This is a genomic window from Belliella filtrata (genome assembly GCF_022549775.1).
Classification (GTDB): Bacteria; Bacteroidota; Bacteroidia; order Cytophagales; family Cyclobacteriaceae; genus Belliella; species Belliella filtrata.
This window is the reverse complement of sequence record NZ_JAKZGP010000001.1, coordinates 254,203-275,686: the sequence shown is the minus strand read 5'-3', so window position 1 is coordinate 275,686 and position 21,484 is coordinate 254,203. Positions and strand designations below refer to the sequence as shown.

19 protein-coding genes and 1 tRNA gene are annotated in these 21,484 nt (G+C 38.3%); 15 read left to right on the top strand and 5 right to left on the bottom strand.

The features are described from left to right. The first annotated feature begins 7 nt into the window (after window positions 1–7). Window positions 8–1,798 carry an asparagine synthase (glutamine-hydrolyzing) gene (asnB, locus tag MM239_RS01160; protein WP_241345924.1) on the top strand — a complete coding sequence of 597 codons (1,791 nt, stop codon included), beginning with the start codon at window positions 8–10 and terminating at the stop codon, window positions 1,796–1,798. A gap of 3 nt (window positions 1,799–1,801) precedes the next feature. Beyond that, on the top strand, window positions 1,802–3,022 hold the full coding sequence (locus MM239_RS01155; RefSeq protein WP_241345923.1) for a glycosyltransferase family 4 protein: 1,221 nt from the start codon (window positions 1,802–1,804) through the stop codon (window positions 3,020–3,022). Here MM239_RS01155 and gldB read toward each other — a convergent pair. Continuing rightward, window positions 2,991–3,998, bottom strand: coding sequence for a gliding motility lipoprotein GldB (gene gldB, locus MM239_RS01150; protein ID WP_241345922.1), 1,008 nt, complete (start codon window positions 3,996–3,998; stop codon window positions 2,991–2,993). The genes MM239_RS01155 and gldB overlap by 32 nt on opposite strands. Before the next feature lie 305 nt (window positions 3,999–4,303). On the opposite strand from gldB, the gene MM239_RS01145 reads away from it, so the two are divergent. After that, window positions 4,304–5,263, top strand: a complete 960-nt coding sequence (locus MM239_RS01145; RefSeq protein WP_241345921.1) for a fasciclin domain-containing protein — start codon at window positions 4,304–4,306, stop codon at window positions 5,261–5,263. 210 nt (window positions 5,264–5,473) lie between these two features. After that, window positions 5,474–6,820, top strand: coding sequence for a fasciclin domain-containing protein (locus MM239_RS01140; protein ID WP_241345920.1), 1,347 nt, complete (start codon window positions 5,474–5,476; stop codon window positions 6,818–6,820). Window positions 6,821–6,868: 48 nt separating this feature from the next. Here the strand turns inward: MM239_RS01140 and ytxJ are convergent, their stop codons facing one another. Next, a complete protein-coding gene (ytxJ, locus tag MM239_RS01135) occupies window positions 6,869–7,204 on the bottom strand; it encodes a bacillithiol system redox-active protein YtxJ (protein ID WP_241345919.1) in 336 nt (111 codons plus the stop codon). 74 nt (window positions 7,205–7,278) lie between these two features. Between ytxJ and MM239_RS01130 the strand changes: the two genes are divergently transcribed. After that, on the top strand, window positions 7,279–8,715 hold the full coding sequence (locus MM239_RS01130; RefSeq protein WP_241345918.1) for a DUF4403 family protein: 1,437 nt from the start codon (window positions 7,279–7,281) through the stop codon (window positions 8,713–8,715). 197 nt (window positions 8,716–8,912) lie between these two features. Beyond that, on the top strand, window positions 8,913–10,382 hold the full coding sequence (gene crtD, locus MM239_RS01125) for a 1-hydroxycarotenoid 3,4-desaturase CrtD (protein ID WP_241345917.1): 1,470 nt from the start codon (window positions 8,913–8,915) through the stop codon (window positions 10,380–10,382). On the opposite strand, the gene MM239_RS01120 is transcribed toward crtD, so the two are convergent. Next, window positions 10,379–10,843 carry a MaoC family dehydratase gene (locus tag MM239_RS01120; RefSeq protein WP_241345916.1) on the bottom strand — a complete coding sequence of 155 codons (465 nt, stop codon included), beginning with the start codon at window positions 10,841–10,843 and terminating at the stop codon, window positions 10,379–10,381. The genes crtD and MM239_RS01120 overlap by 4 nt on opposite strands. A 213-nt stretch (window positions 10,844–11,056) precedes the next feature. Between MM239_RS01120 and MM239_RS01115 the strand changes: the two genes are divergently transcribed. Both MM239_RS01115 and mtgA read left to right on the top strand, forming a co-directional pair. Next, complete coding sequence (locus MM239_RS01115) at window positions 11,057–11,872, top strand: class I SAM-dependent methyltransferase (protein ID WP_241345915.1); 816 nt, start codon at window positions 11,057–11,059, stop codon at window positions 11,870–11,872. Between the two features lie 4 nt (window positions 11,873–11,876). Beyond that, entirely contained in the window at window positions 11,877–12,575 is a 699-nt protein-coding gene (mtgA, locus tag MM239_RS01110) for a monofunctional biosynthetic peptidoglycan transglycosylase (protein WP_241345914.1), read from the top strand. Window positions 12,576–12,995: 420 nt separating this feature from the next. Here mtgA and MM239_RS01105 read toward each other — a convergent pair. Next, window positions 12,996–13,123: transfer RNA gene (locus tag MM239_RS01105), tRNA-Asp, on the bottom strand. 372 nt (window positions 13,124–13,495) lie between these two features. After that, window positions 13,496–14,761, bottom strand: a complete 1,266-nt coding sequence (hflX, locus tag MM239_RS01100; RefSeq protein WP_241345913.1) for a GTPase HflX — start codon at window positions 14,759–14,761, stop codon at window positions 13,496–13,498. Window positions 14,762–14,941: 180 nt separating this feature from the next. Here hflX and rfbC point away from each other — a divergent pair, with 180 nt between their 5' ends. The 7 genes from rfbC to MM239_RS01065 all read left to right on the top strand — a co-directional run bounded on the left by rfbC (window position 14,942) and on the right by MM239_RS01065 (window position 21,358). Beyond that, entirely contained in the window at window positions 14,942–15,502 is a 561-nt protein-coding gene (gene rfbC / locus MM239_RS01095) for a dTDP-4-dehydrorhamnose 3,5-epimerase (RefSeq protein WP_241345912.1), read from the top strand. After that, window positions 15,490–16,242, top strand: a complete 753-nt coding sequence (locus MM239_RS01090; RefSeq protein ID WP_241345911.1) for a tyrosine-protein phosphatase — start codon at window positions 15,490–15,492, stop codon at window positions 16,240–16,242. The genes rfbC and MM239_RS01090 overlap by 13 nt, the downstream gene beginning before the upstream one ends. Beyond that, window positions 16,239–17,198, top strand: coding sequence for an NAD-dependent epimerase/dehydratase family protein (locus MM239_RS01085; protein WP_241345910.1), 960 nt, complete (start codon window positions 16,239–16,241; stop codon window positions 17,196–17,198). The genes MM239_RS01090 and MM239_RS01085 overlap by 4 nt, the downstream gene beginning before the upstream one ends. 211 nt (window positions 17,199–17,409) lie before the next feature. Continuing rightward, on the top strand, window positions 17,410–18,813 hold the full coding sequence (locus MM239_RS01080; RefSeq protein ID WP_241345909.1) for a tetratricopeptide repeat protein: 1,404 nt from the start codon (window positions 17,410–17,412) through the stop codon (window positions 18,811–18,813). Between the two features lie 50 nt (window positions 18,814–18,863). Beyond that, complete coding sequence (locus MM239_RS01075; RefSeq protein ID WP_241345908.1) at window positions 18,864–19,634, top strand: phosphosulfolactate synthase; 771 nt, start codon at window positions 18,864–18,866, stop codon at window positions 19,632–19,634. A 51-nt stretch (window positions 19,635–19,685) separates the two neighbouring features. After that, window positions 19,686–20,618 (top strand): DUF368 domain-containing protein, encoded by a 933-nt coding sequence (locus tag MM239_RS01070; protein ID WP_241345907.1) that lies wholly within the window; start codon window positions 19,686–19,688, stop codon window positions 20,616–20,618. After that, window positions 20,618–21,358, top strand: a complete 741-nt coding sequence (locus tag MM239_RS01065; protein ID WP_241345906.1) for a shikimate dehydrogenase family protein — start codon at window positions 20,618–20,620, stop codon at window positions 21,356–21,358. Before MM239_RS01070 ends, MM239_RS01065 begins: the two co-directional genes overlap by 1 nt. Window positions 21,359–21,484 lie beyond the last annotated feature (126 nt).

Sequence of the window (21,484 nt, the reverse complement as noted above, 5' to 3'; positions counted from 1 at the left end):
TTGACTCATGTGTGGAATATCCCTTTTGATCAATAACACACCTGAAGGCTCCTCAAGTATACAGAAAATGATGAGGGCAAATCACCACAGAGGACCAGATGCATCGGGCTTTGAGCAAGTTGCAGAACGCGTATGGCTTGCTGCCAACCGACTGAAAATTTTAGACCTCACATCTTTTGCTAATCAACCACTATGGAACGAGGAAAAAAGTTGTGTATTAGCATGGAATGGGGCAATTTATAATTACAAAACGCTTGGTGATCAGTTAAATTTTGATGATTTTTCTCAGGAAGCAAACTCGGATTCAGCTGTACTTTTGGCATGGCTGACTAAGTATGGAGGCAGTGGCATAAATGACCTCAAAGGAATGTTTGCGCTTGTTTTTATAAATCTTCACGAAGGGAAAATCATCATAGCGAGAGATATTTCTGGTGAAAAACCTCTTTATTATATCAATGAAAAGCAAAAATGGGCATTCAGTTCTGAAGCTCGAGCAGTAAGGCTCAGTCAAATTGAATCCCCCACCATAGATACCCACCAATTCACAAACTTTTTTTATACAAGACATTCTGCACCCGACCAAAGTTTTTTTCAAGGTATCAAACAACTTCTTCCTGGTCAGATCATATCCATTGACTTAAATGGAAATTTGTTAGACACTTCTGTGATCACGAAAAACACCACTCCCTCAAAGACATTTACTCAAACAAGGTTTGAATCAATCCTCAAAGATTCTATTCGAAAAACTTTTCACAGTGATAGACCAGTGGGGATGCTATTGAGTGGAGGAGCTGATAGCAGTTTGGTTTACAGTATGTATTTAGAAGAAAAACAAAGTCCTTGCCATACTTATACGGCTACATTTGACAGCAAGTATCATCAAAAATACAGTGACCCAAACTTTTCCAAGCAAATTGTCTCGAAAGATGATAGACTACATCATGAAATATATGTAGACCCCAAGATCATCAAAGATTCTTGGAATGAATACATCAAAAGTCTTGATCAACCAGTAGGGGATAGTGCAAGTATTCTAAGCTGGATCATTGCCAAAGAGGCCAAAAAACATGTCAGTGTCTTGGTGTCTGGAGCAGGTGCTGACGAACTATTTGGTGGGTATCAAAGACATGCTGCATTTCTCAAATACATGAAATATCATAGCCTTTTGCTTTGCTTTCAACCAATTTTAAAAAAAATTCCTCTACCTGATCCTATTTCAAAACTGGTACAAGGAATACAAGCATCTCCAAGAGACTCATTCTTAAATTTTGCAGCCTTATCAAAGCTACCTGAAAGTGTGATACATCAACAGCGTAAATGGTATCCTGACTCTGGAGACACTTATAAGGATGCTTTATCATTTGACCGAAATTACTACCTGGTCAATGATGTGCTCAAAATACATGATAATGCCTGTATGGCACATGGAATCGAAGGCAGGTCTCCATTTCTGTATAAGGAATTGATAGAACTAATCACGCAGCTTTCTGAAAAAGAACTCATTCAAATCAGTGGAAAAAAACCAATCAAATCAGCACTTGTTGAAAGAGGTTGGAAGTCAATTGCTCATAGAAAAAAGTTTGGTTTTGGACTGCCTCTACAAGAATGGCTTGCCGATGATGAAGTCTTCAGAAACTGGATCTTTGAAGAAATCAAAATGATGGCAAATACTTGGGGAAAGTACTTTCCACTTGAAATGAAAAATTTCTGTCAGCACCCTGACAGGGCAAGAGGTCGTGAATTTTTATTGATTTGGAATATGTTTATCTTGGCATCCTGGCTAAAAACCCACGCTTGAGGCATGAAAATTATATATATACATCAATATTTCTGCACACCAGAAGAAGGGGGGGCTATTCGTTCCTACTACCTGGCCAAAGGCATGGTCGATGCAGGTATTGACGTAGAAATGATCACTGCCCATAACAAGAATTTCTACGACTTGAAAATCATCGAAGGCATCAGGGTCCACTACCTTCCTATTGCCTACCAACAAGAGTGGGGGTTTATCAAGCGTGTTGGGGCATTTTTGAAATTCGTAATCCATGCCAAGCGAATTGTAAAAAAAATATCTCGTCCTGATTACCTATACATCACTTCTACACCCTTGACCACAGGCCTGATAGGTCTATGGGCGAAGCGTAAAATGGCCTTACCTTACATTTTTGAAGTGAGAGATCTATGGCCAGATGCACCTATCGAAGTAGGTGCTATTAGAAACCCAGTGCTGAAATCATTGCTCTATAGTCTTGAAAAAAGGATATATCAACATGCACTCAAATGCATCGCTCTATCTCCAGGAATTGCTAATAGTATGAGGAAAAAGACTGATACACCTATTACAATAGTTCCTAACATTGCAGATACAAGCTATTTTTCTCCAAATCAAAAATGTGATAATCAATTGGATAGGTATGGATTAAAGAACCAATTCACGATCATTTATTCTGGAGCAATCGGCGAAGTCAATGCAGTACATGAGTTTGTGGATTTGGCCAATCATGCACAAAAAGGTAAAAAGCCCTTTCAATTTGTAATAGTGGGAAAAGGAAGCACGTTAGAAAAAATGAAGGCTTACGCTTCAAGATTAGCTTTGAGCAACTTGGTATTCTTTGATTTTGGGGACAAAGAAAAAGTGCGTCAATTGCTTGATTTATCAGATATGGCTTTCATTTCTTTTAAACATCTACCTGTGTTGAAAACAAACTCCCCTAATAAATTCTTTGATGCCCTAGCGGCAGGAAAAGCAATACTCATCAATCATAAAGGTTGGCTTTACGAACTGTGCAAAACGCACCAAGTAGGACTTTTGTATCAACATAAGAACCCTGATAAAGTACTTTCCGAAATAGAAGCATTGATTCAAAACGAGACCATCTTGATTTATCAAAAAAATGCTAGATTTCTGGCTGAAAAATACTTCAGTAGAGACCTAGCCATAAAAAAGCTTCTCCACACGATCGACTCAACAAAATTTCCTCTAGACTCTTCTAGCGACGGGGCTTGTATCCAGATTGCCTAAATATTCGATCTGCATCTTTTTCTTGCATAAGTTCATCAAGACTCATTCCATTGTTGAAGCGGAAATCATCCACAATATTCCACCCTAACCACCTGCCTACGCGACCTGGTGCATCTGGACTGATTTCATCTGTAGCTGGTGCTTCGCCTGTATACTTCCTAATCTCAAATGGATTGGTCGTGTACAAAAGATCATTTTCTACAAAATGTGTCCAAATAAATTCTTCATTGGCATAGCAAGCTGCAATCTCTTCTGAGGAATAGCCAATGATAAACTCATCAGCAATACAAGGCATCACCGATTTGACAAAGTGATAAGCTTTTCCGTAAAAAATCATATCAGCAACAAGTGTGCTTTGTGACAAATCTACTGCATTGTATCTACTAGATATCGCAGTGGCAATCATAGGAACAATGTATTCACTTTCATATCGATCAGTTATGTATTGCGGTAGCTCTGGAGGTTGAAATTTGTGAGTTTTAGGCAAATAATAATCTAGACCTATCACAATCATCTCTTCAGAGACATACAAATCAACATTGAATCCAGTAAGGAAAGTGTAAACTTTAGGTGCTTTGAAGTCAGGAAAATGATACTTTATGTATGCAAAAGCTTGATTTAATTCCCTTTCGAGATCTTCCAAGCTTTGAAATTCTTTCTTCACTTCGGAATACAACTCTTGCATGAGTGTATCCTGATTAGTCACCCAAAGATCCTTAGCCAAAACTTCCTTTGACTCATAGGCCTCTTGCTGAAGAAATTTAGCTGCAAAAACCGAGTACTCTTCAAGTAGGTACAAAATTTCAGATTCTGAAGATGCCTCATAAAACAAACCCTCAAGCCTTTCAATATTTACATCATCACCAGCCTCCAAGATTGCATCATCAAGTTGACATGATTCATCCTTAGGCCTACAGCCCTCAATCAGGATAATGCAGAAAAAAACAAATGGTAAGATTTTAAAACTTAAGTTCATTTTGTCAAATACTTTACAGTCCAAAACTACTGCAAAGCTTGGAAAATGCTAAATCTTAAAAGAGAAATAAAAAACAAACATAAATATTTAAATATTTCTTGTACTTTTTCAATCATGTTATTTAATGTTTTGGTGTCTATTCAATAATATTTAACCACATTTTTAGGACATACATATACTAAAACACACCTTTGAATTACATTTTCTGGTTGTTGGTGATCCAATAAATAACAATAATTTAAAACACAGGGTTTGAAACAGTGAACTTTTATTACACTAAACCAACATTAAAAATGAAAAAGTACATGAAAACAAATTTAAGTTTCAAAGCATCTGCTCTTGCATTGGCTTTTGGATTCGGATTAGCATCTTGTAATGACGATGATGATAATGGGCCAATCGTCGAGACTGAAGAAAACATTGTTGAAGTAGCTTCTAGCAATGCGCAATTTTCCACTTTGGTAGCTGCAGTAGATGAAGCAGGTCTTGTTGCTACACTATCTGGCGAAGGACCATTCACAGTATTTGCTCCAAACAATGATGCTTTTGCTTCATTCCTTGCAGACAATGATATGTCTGCCGAAGAACTGTTGAGCAATCCAGAACTTGGAACAATCCTTACCTATCACGTAACAAGTGGAAGAGTAATGGCATCTGATGTTTCTACAGGAAGTGTGACTTCAGCAGCAGAACTTCCATTCTTTATAAGCGAAGATATAGAAGGAAACCTATGGATCAATGGTGAAGCTAGAATAACGGCTACAGATATTGCAGCTTCTAACGGTGTGATTCACCAATTGGATTATGTAATTACTCCTCCTACTCAAAGCATTGCAGAAATAGCTGTATCAATGGCGGAAGCTGACACTCCAGAATTCACTCACTTAGTGGCGGCACTTGTTAGAGCTGATCTTGTAGGTGCTTTGGACGGAGACTTTGAAGATAACTACACTGTATTTGCACCAACCGATGAAGCATTTGAAACTTTATTCGAAGCTTTGGGTGTAAGCAGTGTTGATGAAATTGAAGTAGGACTTCTAACTGATGTATTGCTTTACCACGTAGTAGATGCTAGAGCATTCTCTCAAGATTTAAGACAAGATGCGACTTTGCCTACGCTTTTAACTGGTGAAGAATTAACAGTTGATTTAGCCAATTTACAAATTAATACCGCTGGTTTAGTAACAAGTTTATTGAATGTACATGCAACCAATGGCGTGATCCACGTAATTGATGCTGTATTACTTCCACCAATGGAAGATTAATATTCTCTAAGTTTTTAGATATCAAAAAGAGGTTGCCATTTGGCAGCCTTTTTTTATTCTATGAATAATAATTTCATCGCTCCTAAGAAGCATAATGGATTTTTGGTTTGATTTAAATACAATCATTTCCTCCCAATCCTATGCTCATACATTGTATCTTGTTATCTTGCAAGCCAAAAATTATCAAGTCCTTCATGGTATCTTTTCCATATGATGAATAGAAGCTTCACTATATTTATTCTTTCTACAGTCTTTTATACTGGGGTATTATCTTCATGCAACATCTACGACCTTCCTGCTGAGGAAGAGCTTTTTCTCATAGAAACTCTTGAGCGCGAAGGCTACACTACTTTTGTACAGGCGATTGACAGGGTAGGACTAAGAGAAGACTTGACAGATTTGGGGCCATATACCATATTTGCTCCAGATGATGCCGCTTTTGCAGCTTCATTGAGGATATTGGGTTACAATAGTCTTGAGACAATACCTCTAGAAAATCTTTTTGCCTTGCTTTCATACCATGTGAGTCCTGGACGGAATTTGAGTACGATCCTAGAGGATGGTGAACTAGAAACTTTTCTTGAGAATGCTCCTATCAATATTCGAAAAAACAATGATGGCCTTGTCTTAAACGATTCCATACCTGTCACTAGATCAGATATCGAAGCGCGCAATGGTGTAATTCATGGCATAAGTCAAGCCCTACTTCCGCCTTCCAACAACATTATAAATGTTGCACAGCGGAATAATTTTACCACATTCTTAGCTATAGTTGATGCGGCTGAACTTACAGAATTACTTCAACTTGGGGGACCGTTTACCGCATTTGTGCCTAATAATGCCGCCTTTACGAGATATTTGAATGAATTAGAATTTACTTTAGAGGAATTCATAGCTTCGGAGGAATTGGAAATTTTTATAAACAATCACATCATCGACGGAATCATCCCTGCCAACGTAATAGAATCAGGATCACTTACCAACCTCAATGAAACACCTATATACACAAGCATCGCTCCTGACGGTTCGATTTGGATCAATGGTGCTGCAAGAGTAACGGGTTCTAACCAACAAGCTGATAACGGAATCGTTCACACAGTAGATTATATCATCAATACGCCAACTTTAAACATGATAGAAAGACTCTCCTCAGACAATCAAAATGAGGCATTCGCTTTCAATATTTTGCTGGAGGCTATAGAAGTTGCTGGATTAACTAACCTACTTAGCCGTGGATTTGAAGAGAATTTGACCTTATTTGCCCCAAGCGATGAGGCTTTTGAAGCTTATTTTGATGAACGCGGTTTAAGCAACATAACACAAATACCCTCTGACGAGCTTCTAGCTTTGCTCCAATACCACCTTGTGCCAAACCGTACGTTTAGCCAGGATTTTCGAGAAGATGGAACATTGCCTACTTTAATTGCTGGTCAGACGCTTACGATTAACTTAACTTCTCAAGAAGTCAACAATGCACCTTTCTCCCCAGAATACAGCAATGTCTTATCAATCACAGGTGTGATTCATGGAATTGGAGCTGTTTTGACACCAGAATAATCGGATGTATATAGAGATAATACAAGTCTCATCTTAAAACAAAAAACCTTAAACCTTTTCCATAATTGCTGAGTAGCTGATTCCCATGTGACTTTGATCAAAAAATGCTTTACCGCTTTTTATCAAAATCACCTGCGGACTCTCATGCTGAATTGCAAATTGTGAAGCTATTGCATTTGAAATATCGCGATTGGCAATCAAATCCAGGTAATAAGGCGTTACTTTTTTAGCATCTTCATCTTTCCAGTTTCTCTTGAACCTATCCAAAGCCATGCTACTTATTGAGCACCTTGTTGAATGCTTAAAAATCATCACAGGAGTGCTTTCACTTTCTGAAATGATCTCCTCTATTTGGGCGGGGTTGTTCAATACTTTCCAGTTCATAAGGTTTATTAACAATTAGAATGCTATTTACTACATCAATTTCAAGGAATTCTCCGTTAAAATAGTTCCTTTGTATGTTTGAATTCCAAATGCTCATGCAAGAAATCAAGTCTTCATTTATGAAAAATACGCTAAAGATCTTTATACTGTTGATCATTTTTTCGGGATGTAAAAGCATCAATCCAAGTAAGCCAAAATATGTTGGGGAGCCAGTAGTGCTACCAAAAGCAACTTCCGAAATCAATATTCCTATAGAAATACCGCTATCGCAAATTGAAAAATCAATCAACGAAGCACTTTCGACTTCACTATTTGCTGATAGAGGGATGGATTTAGGCGGAGGCTTTATGGCTGATATTGATGTGAACAAAACAGGTACAGCCAGACTACAGGCAAAAGGCTCTAATAAAGTGTCTTTAGCACTTCCGATGAACATGATAGGGAATTTAAAATTTGAAAAGCGGATTTTTGGACAAAACCTGAATACAGCTATCCCATTCAATGAAAACCTTATTCCAGAGATAAGTTTTATTCCAAAAATCGGTTCGGACTGGGATTTTTCCTTACAAAACATAAACATCGAAGGCTATGGAAGGTCAATGAAGTACAATCTGCTTGGCTTTGAAGTAGACCTAGACCCAATCATCAGAAAACACCTACAGAAAATGTTGGATAATCAACTGGATTTGAACAGCATCAGTAGGTTTGATTTCAAAGCGCTAGCCACTGATGCATGGGAAACTTTCTCGAAACCAATCGAGCTTCAGCAAGATGGTGTTTCGGCCTTTATTTATACCCAACCTACCAAGCTAAAAGTGACTGAAGAAATCACTTCAGATCAAAAACTAAAGCTTTATCTAGGCATAGAAGGTGAGGTATTTTCTCAAGTTGGAAGCGCTCCAGTGATCACAAAAAAGCCACTTCCAAACCTTCAACCTAATGAAAATAAGGAAAATAAAATAGACATCATGGTCCCATTAGCCATCAGTTATGATGAGCTAGATCAGTATCTTATCGAAAATTTTGAAGGTCAAAGATTCAGGACGGATAAAAATACCGTACTCGAAGTTTCAAATATCTCTTCTCAAAGTTATGGGGATCGAATTTTACTCCACATGGATTTCATAGCTGTTCGTAGAAATCGTAAAGAAATCAATGGAGAAATGTACCTTGTGGGCAAACCCACATTTGATAGTGAAACTGAGTCGATCCGTTTTGACGAAATAGCGTTTGATATCCAGACAAAAAATATCCTTGCTAGAAGTGCCACATGGATGAAGCAGGGTCAGGTTCTGAATCAAATAAAAAAAATGGCAAGCTACCCAATCGGTGATTACCTCAATGAAGCACGTAGGGAGCTAAGGCTTCAAAGCCAACTGCGAACTGAATTCGCTGACTTTTCCCTTATCAATCCCCAACTAGATGTGGAGGGTATTTACTGCACAGAAGAAGACATCAGGATATATTTGAGATCTACTGGCAAAATGAATGTAAAAGTAAGGGGGTTTTAACCGGTCTTAATCGCTACCTCGGTCTATATGAAATACTTGAAACACTATATACCACCTATCCATAGCTGAAAAAAATTGTCTATGCCCGATTTTTTTGGTTACTGAATTCTTTCTGGGTACTAGAATTTTTTTGCAATGAGATTTAAACATTTTCAAGTAAACAAAACTATCTTGAAACTGATTAGTTAAAGAAGCGCATGAAAAAAAAAGTAATCGTAATAGGTTCAGGTATCGCTGGAATAGCAGCATCGATAAGAATGGCAGTCGCGGGGTATGAGGTAGAAGTATTTGAAGCGAATTCCTATCCGGGGGGTAAACTGTCTGAAATCAGGCTTGGAGCCTACCGTTTTGATGCTGGACCGTCCCTATTTACCTTACCAGAGCAAGTTGAAGAGCTCTTTGCAATAGCTGGTCAGGATGCTAGTGATCATTTCAAATATAAGAAACTAGCTATCACCTGCCAGTATTTTTGGGAAAATGGTCAACGAGTTAGCGCTTTTGGGGACATTGAGAAGTTTTCGGAAGAAATGTATACCAAAATCGGTGAGCCTGTGGCCAATATCCGTAAAGCACTACAAAGCGCAGCCTACATCTATGAGCACCTCTCACCACTTTTTATGCATAGATCACTACACAAGTGGAACACTTGGATGAATCCGCATGCGCTCAGAACCTATTTCAAAATGGGAAAGCTAGGGATTTTTGACACCATGAATGCTGCGAACGAAAGATTATTCGAAAAAGAAAAAACCGTACAACTATTCAATCGCTACGCTACCTATAATGGCTCTGACCCTTATCAGACACCTGCCACATTGAACATCATTCCCCACTTGGAATTCAACATTGGGGCATTTTTCCCAGAAAAAGGAATGCACGACATCACCCAAAGCTTGTATAAATTATCAATAGGAATAGGAGTAAAGTATAGTTTCGGGCAAAAAATCACTGAAATTCTAGTCAAAGAAAAAAAGGCTTACGGCGTCGCCATCAATAAAAAAGAGCACCATGCTGACATCATTATCAACAATATGGACATGGTAAATGCCTATAAAACAATCCTCAAAAACCAATACCAGCCTACAAAATTACTCAATCAGCCCAAATCAAGCTCAGCTTTGATTTTCTATTGGGGAATAAAGAAACATTTCCCTGAATTAGAGCTTCACAATATCTTATTCAGTGATGCTTACCAGAAGGAGTTTGAACATATTTTCAATCAAAAAACCATTTACAAAGATCCTACGGTTTATATCAACATCACCTCAGTTAACAAACAAGATGATGCCCCAGAAGGGGGGATGAACTGGTTCACCATGATCAATGTACCCAATAACCAAGGTCAGCACTGGGATGTTTTGATCCAAGAAGCTAGGCAAAACATCATCCATAAAATCAATCGGGTATTGAACACTGATATCGAGCCTTTGATTGAGGTAGAAGAAGTTTTAGATCCAAGAACAATAGAGCTCAAGACATCATCAGCTCAAGGTTCCTTATATGGAAATAGCTCGAATAATAAGTATGCTGCATTTCTTAGACATGCTAACTTTTCTTCAAACATCAAAAACTTATATTTCTGTGGAGGAAGCGTACATCCTGGAGGAGGCATTCCACTTTGCTTGCTCTCTGCCAAAATCATGTCAGAGATGGTGCTCAAGGATTAATGAAAATGATATAAGAAAACCAATACACCTGAAAATGCAGGTTTTTTTTGACCTTTGATTTCAAGCTTGACATTGACTTCGGCCTTTACTGTACCTCGCAAGTTTACTACAGACTTCAGGTTGGCATTGAGCCTTACTTCATTATTTACCAATACAGGCTGCGCAAACCTAAGGCTCTCTATGCCGTAATTGATCATCATCTTTAGGTTATGGACTTCGACGATCTGTCCCCACAGATAGGGCACAAGAGATAAAGTCAGATAGCCATGGGCTATAGTATCTCCAAATGCACCTTCAGCTTTGGCTTTTTCGGGATTAGTGTGAATCCATTGATGATCTAAAGTAGCCGTGGCAAATAAGTTGATCTGCTCTTGTGTGATTTGGTGATATTCTGAAGTCCCCAAGTCTTGGCCAATAAACTTTTCAAATGCTTCGAAGCTTCCAATTTTTACTAAACTCATTCTGCTATGTTTTAAAAGGCATAAAGGTACAAAATTTCCCCTAAAATGGATTTGAATAAAACTTCTTTCATTAAAACTTATGTAATGATTCAAAAATAACGAAGTTTATATGTGTGTAAAGATTCCAATAAAGTGTCTTTACATAGAGTTTTTGAGATTCAGAACCAATAAAGCTATTTTTGCGAATGCACAGACTTACCAAGCAAAAATAATATGAGCAGCACTACTCCCAAATACATCCATGGATATCAAGACGATGAGCAAGAACGCCTTCGTTATCAAGCCAAAGTGATAGAAAAGCCGATCTATGATTTCATAGATTTTTCAAATAATCAAAAGATTTTGGAAATCGGAAGCGGTGTAGGTGCTCAGACGGAGATTTTACTGGAAAGATTTCCTCATTTGCAAATCACAGGGGTGGAGTATGAGCCCAAACAAATAGCCAAAGCTAGGCATAACATGCAGGCACTAGGCCATGATTTTCCCAAAGTCCAATTTATCCAACAAGATGCCCAACAACTTCAACTGAATGATCATTACGATGCTGCTTTTATTTGCTGGGTATTGGAGCATATTTCCGAGCCCGAAAAAGTGCTCCAAAGCATGAAGCCATATCTAAAAGAAGGGGCAAAGGTTGTAATCACAGAGGTATTCAATGCCTCATTTTATACCTACCCTCATGCTCCGACGGTTATGAAATATTGGGATATCTACAATAGTTATCAAAGAAGTATAGGTGGGGATCCAGATGTAGGGGCTAAATTGGGTCACCTTTTGGAGAAATCTGGTTACAAAGATATCTCCCTAAGGTCAGGTGGCTTTCATTTGGATAGTCGTACTCCGAGTGATCGACTAGCGGTGTTTGATTACTGGACATCATTGATGAAAAGTGGTGCACCTGCTCTTCTAGAAGAGGGATTGATTTCGCCTGATATGGTCACAACAATCAGCAAAGAAATGGAAAACTTGAAGCATCAAGAAAACGCCATATTTTATTATAACTTTATTCAAGCAACCGCATTTGTCTAGTACTATGAAAATCTTCAAGCGCATCATTCGATTTATTGCCAAGTGCTTTATGTGGTTTTTTATCATTACCATTGGGCTAACTGTGTTTTATAAATTTGTGCCAGTGCCAGTGACACCATTGATGCTAATCCGAGTAGGCGAGCAAGCGGTCGATAAAGAGAAAGAGGTAAGACTAAAAAAGGACTGGGTTTCCATGTCTAATATTTCAAGACATATGCCCCAAGCTGTATATGCAGCAGAAGATCAAAAATTCATGGATCACAGTGGGTTTGATACCGAGGCTATGAAGAAGGCCTGGGAAAACAATAAAAAAGGAAAGAGGGTCAAAGGTGCAAGTACTATTTCTCAGCAGACATCAAAGAATGTTTTCCTTTGGCCAGGTAGAAACTTGATCAGGAAAGGACTTGAAGCATATTTCACTGTATTGATTGAATTCATTTGGGGGAAGGAAAGAATCATGGAAGTATATCTCAATGTGATCGAAATGGGAGAAGGTATCTATGGAGTAGAAGCTGCATCACAACATTATTTCAAAAAATCCGCTGCCCAACTTTCTCGTCAAGAAGCAGCACTCATTGCCGCTACCTTACCAAATCCTAGAAGATGGTCTCCTGCAAAACCAACAGCTTACATTTACAGCAGGCAAGCTTGGATTTTGATACAAATGAGAAACTTAAAACAATTAGATTACGGTACAAAGTGATTCAGGGAGCTGGGTTGATCAATAAAAAGGCATTAAATCGCTTAAAGTTTGTGCCTCATTGAAATTAAACTTCTCCATAACCCCAATTTGATCCTAGCGTCAAATTGGAAATGTCACAATAAGTAATTGCATATTCAATATACTTTATAAAATTTGCTTGAGGTCTGTGAATTGAAAAGGTATAAAAATAAAAAAGCCGCAAAACAAAGTTTCACAGCTTTAGTCAATTAACAATAAACCCAAAATAACCAGCTGTAGGAGAAGGATTCGAACCTCCACGGAGCAGTTAGGCTAAACACGAGCTCGATGTTTGCTTTATGCTGGATTCTCCACCCCCGAGACAGGAGGGCATGTCTGCCAATTTCATCATCCTACAGTATTAAGTTTTTCAATTTAATCCCGACCTGATGTCAGGTATCTTGGCTGTAGGAGAAGGATTCGAACCTCCAAAGGGCAGTTGGGCAAAAACACGAGCTCGATATTTGCTTTATCCTGGACTCCCCACCCCCGAGACAGGAGGGCATGTTTGCCAATTTCATCATCCTACAATATGTGGTTTTTTCAAGTTTTTACACCTTTTGTGCTTGCTTGATATTTCAAAGGTAATAAAACATTCCTTTTATTAAAATTTCTGTAAAAAAAATGAATGATTTTTACAGATAATTTATTTTTTAATGATTTTATCTATCATTTCGTTAATTCAAGATATGTTTTTACTACTCATTTTAAAAATATGAAAATGAAAACAGAACATAAGTTACAAAATTACATTCAGCAATATATTATTTTGTTTATGTCACCTAAAAACAAATATAATTTGAAATTAAATCTTGTCCATAAAAAACACACACATCTACTTATACCTGATTACCTTGAGAAGTACTATCAGCACTCAACATTTTGGCAAAAAAAAGAGGAGGTCAACCCTCCTCTTCTAAATCTGAAAAATCAATCGTCTCATCTTCGAGGTAATGAGGATACATTTTTTTGTGCTCCTTCCTTACCTCAGCTGTGAGAACTTCTCTAAACTCCTCTACATTGGTTCCCAATTCAGCTGCCATGAAAACAGGATTGATTCCTGTCTTCTTTTTGTAGGCTTGAGCCAGTTTTTCAAAGTCCAAATAATTGCGTTCCTCAAGCTCTATCGCCGACATCTGCATTTGTTCTTCCTCAGTTGGCATTTGATCAACTAGATCAATCTTGTTGAACACAAGAAGTGTAGGCTTGTCACTGGCACCGATCTCATTCAGCGTCTGATTGACTACAGCGATATGATCCTCAAAGCCTGGGTGACTGGTATCCACCACATGGATTAATAAATCTGACTCTCTGATTTCATCTAGCGTGGACTTGAACGACTCTATCAAATGAGTAGGCAATTTGCGGATAAATCCTACCGTGTCAGAAAGAAGAAATGGTACATTCTCCAACACCACCTTCCTTACTGTAGAGTCAACTGTAGCAAATAGCTTGTTTTCTGCCAGGATGTCTGTCTTGGTAATTAGGTTCATTAAGGTACTCTTACCCACATTGGTATAGCCCACCAATGAAACCCTGACAATTCCTTTCCTACTTTTTCTTTGAGTGACGCCTTGCTTTTCTATTTCTCTAAGCTTCTCTTTGAGAAGAGAAATCCTATTTCGAATATCTCGCTTATCAGTTTCGATTTCCTTTTCACCTGATCCACCCCTGGTAGTGGTTCCTCCTCGCTGCCTTTCCAAGTGAGTCCACATCCTGGTCAATCGAGGAAGCAAATACTGAAACCTTGCTAACTCTACTTGTGTCTTTGCTTGGGCAGTTTGTGCCCTTTGTAAGAAAATGTCCAAAATAAGTAAGGAGCGATCATATACTTTTACTTTAAGTTCATTTTCCAAATTTCGCATTTGGGAAGGTGAAAGATCATCGTCAAAGATCACCATATCTACCTCAAAGTGCTCTATGTAAGCTTGAATCTCCTCTAACTTTCCTGAACCGACAAAAGTCCTTACATCTGGTTTTTCCAACCTTTGGGTAAATTTATATACCGTCTTGGCCCCCATTGTCTCCGTCAAAAACGCCAGTTCATCCAAATATTCAGCTACTTGATGGTCTGACTGACCTTGACGAATCAGTGCTACCAATACGGCTGTATCTTGCTTGGGCGCTGTATCGTGCAATTTTTGAAGTTTTCTTGAATATTTGCTCATATATAATTTAGTGATTCTAGTAAGTATAGAAGGGTTTGTGTCTATTATTAGTTCCATTATGGAATCTCATACAAAGTTATCAACCTCGGTCGAAATACTGTTATATTTGAATCTTATTCGAAGTGGTATGGTTAACTATTCATACCAACACCCAATCAAAGCACATTATTATACTATAATATGAAAATCACCGAGACTCCGATAGAAGGTTTGTTAGAATTGAAGCCCACAGTTTTTGAAGACAGTCGTGGCTATTTTTTTGAATCGTTCCGCATGGACAAGTTGGCTGATGCAGGTGTAGACAAAATCTGGGTTCAGGAAAACCAATCCTTCTCAAACAAAGGAACTGTAAGAGGCCTACATTATCAAACTGGTGCTCATGCCCAAGCAAAATTGGTGCGGGTGATCCAAGGAAAAGTCCTCGATGTGGCCGTGGATTTGAGAAAAGGCTCATCAACTTATGGGAAGAGCTATTCGGTAATACTAGATAGTAAGCTTCACAATATGTTCTATATTCCAGAAGGATTTGCGCATGGTTTTTCCGTATTGGAAGATGCCGTATTCTCATACAAATGTTCGGCATACTATCACAAAGAAAGCGAAGGTGGAATACTTTGGTCGGATCCAGGCTTAAAATTAGATTGGAAGATTGATGCACCAATCATATCTGAAAAGGATGAGAATTGGCCAACTTTTGATGAATTTGATCAAAAAACTGGAGGTTTATCATGGGAATATTAGATTTCATAGGTTTCAAAAATAAATCCAAAAATCAACAAAGCCTTGACCTATCATGGCTTCAAGCAGACATGCACTCCCACCTCATCCCAGGAATAGATGATGGTGCCAAAACTATGGAGCAAAGTATCGCTTTGATCAAAAAACTGCATAGTTATGGCCTTAGAAAGCTCATCACGACTCCTCATATCATGTTTGAGTTTTACAAAAATGATCCGAAAATAATCGGAGACGGACTTTCTAGGCTTCAAAAAGCAGTTCAAAATGAAGGTATTGACATAGAAATACAAGCCGCCGCTGAATATTACATTGATGAGATATTCTATGAAAATATAAAAAAAGGTGGATCCTTTTTGACTATCAAAGATAACCTGATCTTAGTAGAAACAAGCTTTATCAATAAACCAGCATTGCTAATCGACGCCTTGTTCGAGTTGGAAATGAAAGGATATCAACCCATACTTGCTCATCCAGAAAGGTACCAGTACCTCATGGCTGACCGTAACCTTCAAAATGAACTCATAGAGAGGGGAGTATATTTTCAATTGAACTTACTTTCACTTACTGGATTTTACTCGAAGGAAGTAAAGCAATTTGGCGAAAAGTTGATAGACGAAGGGAAAGTTAAACTCTTGGGGACAGATTGTCACAACATGCGCTATCTTGATACACTTGATACTTTATCATCAAGCAAATATTATCAAAAACTTCAGTCCTTGGACCTATTGAATGTCACCCTATGAAAATATTGATAACTGGTGCAACAGGTTTAGTTGGAAGATACCTGATCGAGAAATTTAAGGATCAAGGAGAAATCTTTGCTACAAAAAGACCTGAAAGCATAATTAGTGGACTAGATAAATACCCAATCACTTGGCTTGAAGCAGATATCAGGGACTATCAAGCCATAGAAGCTGCTTTGGAAGGAATCGATCTGGTTATACATGCAGCTGCACTGGTATCTTACGAAAGCAAAGATGCAGACCTTCTAGTAAAAACAAATGTGGAAGGCACCTCAAATCTTGTCAATGCAATGCTTGAAAAAGGGATCAAAAAACTGATTCAAATCAGTTCTGTCGCTGCCCTTGGAAGGTCTCCAGAAATAGAAATCATAGATGAAAATCACAAATGGGTAGAATCTCCGCTAAACACACCTTATGCCATTTCTAAGTATCAAGCTGACTTAGAGGTATGGAGAGCAGCACAGGAAGGTTTAGATATCTTGATGGTATACCCTTCATTGGTGCTAGGAAAAATCACCGATAAAAGAAGCAGTGCTCAAATTTATCAATACGTAATTCAAGAAAACAAATACTATCCTGAAGGCACAGTTAATTATGTTGACGTCAGAGACCTTTCTGAGGCAGTATATTTGCTTTTCAAAGCTAACAAATGGGGGGAACAATACATCGTCAGTGCTGACGCCATTTCATACAAAGACTTCTTCGAAAAAGTAGCAAATGCCACAGGTAAAAAAGCTCCATATAAAGCTATAAACCCAACTAGTCTCAAGGTTCTTCTGTTTTTCACAAAGATCTTCAAAGCATTAGGTGTCCGAAAAATTCCTCTCAATTCTCAGACGGCTATGTTGGCACAAAGAAAAGTAAAACATGTAAATCACAAATTACTCCAAGGAATACAGCTCCAATTCCGTAAATTGGAAGAAACTTTGTCTTGGTCAACTAAAGTAGAACAGTAAAATTCAACGGCAATCAAACCATTGAAAGTAACTTAAGATCATATACATCGTAAATGGATCACGTCCAGCCCAAGATTACTAATCAAACCCAAAAATCACGAATACTTATTATCCACACCTTTAGCCATACTTGATTGCAAAAAAATCATAGTCAACGGGGGTTAAGATTTATATTTTTGGTATATTATACATTGAATAAAAACTGAAGCAGATGACAGGAGATTTTGAAAACGATTGGAAAAAAAGCAAAGAGCTAGTAAAACGATTTGAAAACTCCCTGAAAGAAAATCTTAATCTTTTCTTTGACGAAGAGGAGTTAGAGGACATTATTCATTTCTACTTTGAAAATCACAAGTTTGAGAAGGCACGTAAGGCAACGGATTATGCGTTGGAAAGCTTTCCTTTTAGCCTAGAGCTCAAGCTACTCAAAGCACAGTGCATGATCATGGGCGATGAGGTAGATGAAGGCCTAGAAATGTTAGAAAATCTGAACAACATTTCTCCAAACAATGAAGATGTGATCTTGGCGCTAACCAATGCCATGATGCTAACAGGCAATGCCAAAGAAGCAATTGTGATTTTAGAAAATTTTCTTCCTTTGGCAGAGGATAAAGCCGAGGTTTATTATTGCTTAGGCACATTCCATCGCACATTGAATGACAAAGAAAATGCCTTGTACTATTTCAAAGAATGCGTCAAAAGCAGGATTACTCATGAGGATGCTCTTTTCCAACTTGCTATGCTTACCGAAGAAGAGGGCTCATTCAATGAAATCTTGGAATTCTATCAGGAGTTCATAGACCGTGATCCCTATTCAGCAGGAGCGTGGTACAACCTGGGAGTGGTGTACAATAGGCTTGAAAAATATGAAGAAGCTATCAAAGCCTATGATTACGCTTTGATCATTGACGACACTTTCGCATCTGCCTATTTCAACCTAGGCAATGCCTATATGAATACAGAGCAGTATGAGCTTGCACTTGAGGCTTATCAGAATACCATAAGTAGTGAGGGAGCTAATGCCGAAAATTGTTGTTATCTAGGAGCAGCTTATGAAAAGTTAGAACAAATAGATCAAGCTTTTAAGTATTTCAAAAAATCAGCAAAATTAGACCCCGAATATGAAGATGCTTGGTTTGGGCTCGGCATGTGTATGCTCAAAAAAGAAAAGTATTTTGAAGCAGTACATTACTTCAAAAAAGCTATCAATATCGTTAAGTCAAATCCCAATTACTGGGTTGGTCTAGCCGATGCCGAGTATCATTTGGGGAATCTACTTGCCAGCTCGGAGGCATATGAAGAAGCGATCAACCTAGAATCAGGAATCACCGATACCTATATCAACCTGTCCATTATCTACTTTGAACAAAATCGATTTGAAGAAGCTGAGGATGTGCTCAAAGAAGGTATAGAGGAAGAACCAGAAAACGCAGAGCTTTATTACAGGCTTGTAGTTTATCTGATCAAATCAGGTAAATACAAAGAAGCCTTTACATATTTAGAAAATGCATTAACTTTGGACTTTGATAAGCATATCTTATTGTATGAGTTGATGCCAGAGGTAAAGCACCAAAAGGCAATCGCAAAGATTATTTCTCAATTTAAGGAAGGCTAATAGGGCTTTTCTTTATTACCAACTATTTACCAGTAATAAAAACCCGGCAAATGAATTATGTTTTAAATAACATCCCTGTACGAACAGAAAAACCTCGTACATCAGGATTCACCATGGTCATGGACAAAGGCCTAAGCATTAGAGAAGTAGAGAATTTTTTAGATAATAATTCAGATTTTGTTGACATTGTAAAACTAGGATGGGCAACATCATATCTGACAAAAAATTTGGCAGAAAAAATAAGCCTGTACCACGACGCTGGCGTGCCTGTCTATCTTGGCGGCACTTTGTTTGAAGCATTTGTGGTTAGAGATCAGTTTGATGATTATAGAAAAGTCTTAGAAAAGTATGATCTAAGATTTGCTGAAGTATCGGATGGTTCGATCAGTATGAATCACGACAAAAAGTGTGAATTCATCGAAACCCTAGCCAAAGATGTAACTGTACTCTCAGAGGTAGGATCAAAAGATGCTGCCAAAATCATTCCTCCTTACAAGTGGATAGAGCAGATGGAAAAAGAACTGCAAGCTGGTTCTTGGAAAGTAATCGGAGAAGCTCGAGAAGGTGGGACAGTGGGGTTGTTCAGAGACTCTGGAGAAGTACGTCAAGGGCTTGTAGAAGAGATTCTTACCAAAATCCCAGAAGAGAGAATACTTTGGGAGGCACCACAAAAAGAACAGCAGGTTTGGTTTGTTAAGCTTCTTGGCGCCAATGTAAATTTAGGAAATATAGCTCCAGCCGAACTGATTCCATTGGAAACAATCAGACTTGGACTCAGAGGAGATACTTTCGATCACTTTATCGGTGAGATCAAAATTTAAATATTCTGGACTGCTAGCATATATTCTGGCAGTCCATTTCGTTTTCCCCACATGATTAGATTCAAAGATTATCTCCTTACGTACCTCAAAGGTATGGCCATGGGAGCAGCAGACATCGTCCCAGGTGTATCTGGCGGCTCTATAGCCCTTATCACAGGCATTTATGAAGAGCTTCTTGATAGCATAAAATCTTTTGATAAAACCGCACTTTCCCTGCTTACCAAATTTGATTTTAAAGGTTTGTGGAAACATGTCAATGGAGGCTTTCTTCTTGCTCTTCTCGTAGGAATTCTCACAAGTGTATTTGCACTTTCTAAAATCATCACATTCCTTATTGAAGAATATCCTATACCTGTGTGGTCTTTTTTCTGTGGGCTTATCATTATATCGGCTATTATCATCTTAAGAGACATCAAAAAATGGTCAATAGGAGTAGTAATAGCATTGCTTGCAGGAATAGTAGCCGCATATTTTTTCACCAACATGCCCGCAGTCAATTCTCCTGACGGGATTTGGTTCACTTTTCTGGCAGGAGCCATTGCCATATGTGCCATGATATTACCGGGAGTATCGGGAAGCTTTCTCCTGCTTATGCTTGGACAATATGAAAGCATTCTTGCAGCGGTATCAGAGAGAAATTTCTCAGTGATCATGATATTTGCAGCGGGCTGTATTACTGGATTATTGGCTTTTAGCAGGCTTATATCTTGGCTACTCAAGAAGCACCATGCCATAACAATTGCCGTACTGTCTGGCTTTATGCTAGGCTCTATTAACAAACTTTGGCCATGGAAAATCGTACTCAGCTATAGAGTTTCTTCTTCTGGAGTACAAAAACCTCTAATAACTGAAAACATACTTCCTCAAGAATATCTTGCTCAAACTGGCCAAGATTCGCTATTTTTGCAAGCGATACTTGCATTTGCATTCGGAATTATCCTTGTGCTAGGTATAGAAAGGATTGCAAATTACTTCAAAAAATAATGAGAAAATTTGGACTAATAGGATACCCGCTCACACATTCTTTTTCGAAAAAGTATTTCACAGAAAAATTCGCAAAAGAAGGATTAGCAGATTGCCAATTCGACCTGTATGAGATCGAGTCTATAGACCTATTTCCACAAATTCTCAATCAAAATCCTTCCTTAGAAGGACTTAGCGTTACGATTCCCTACAAGGAAAAAGTAATCACTTTTTTAGATGATTTAGATCCTGCCTGTGAGCAAATTGGTGCAGTCAATTGTATCAAAATAAATCAAGGAAAACTAACAGGATACAATACGGACTATATAGGATTCAAAGATTCTTTAGACCTCTGGCTAGGTCGATTGCGACCAAAAGCACTTGTGCTTGGCACAGGAGGTGCTTCCAAGGCTGTAGTCCAAGCGCTCAAAGATCTCCAGATTCCCTATCTTATGGTTTCTAGAAACCAAAGTAACCAAGGGGATTGGATTACTTATGAGGATTTATATCAAGACGAAAGCATTTTGAGTACGCATCACCTCATCATCAATACCACACCCCTAGGTACATACCCTAATACCGAAGCTATGGCTGATATCAATGTGGAGTTGATCACAGGAGAGCATAAAGTATACGACTTGGTATATAATCCAGAAAAAACTTTTCTCATGAGGTCTCTTGAAGCAAGAGGCGCCGTAGTAAAAAATGGACTAGAAATGCTACACCTCCAAGCAGAAGCTGCTTGGAAAATTTGGAATTGATTGGACCAATCGCTGTCAGACCACACCTTTTCAGGTTAGAACAACTGCTTTCGAACCGTCTGCATAGATGAAAGTAGAGGCTTTTATTGTCCGCGACAGGCATCATTCCAAAACACATTTTATCCA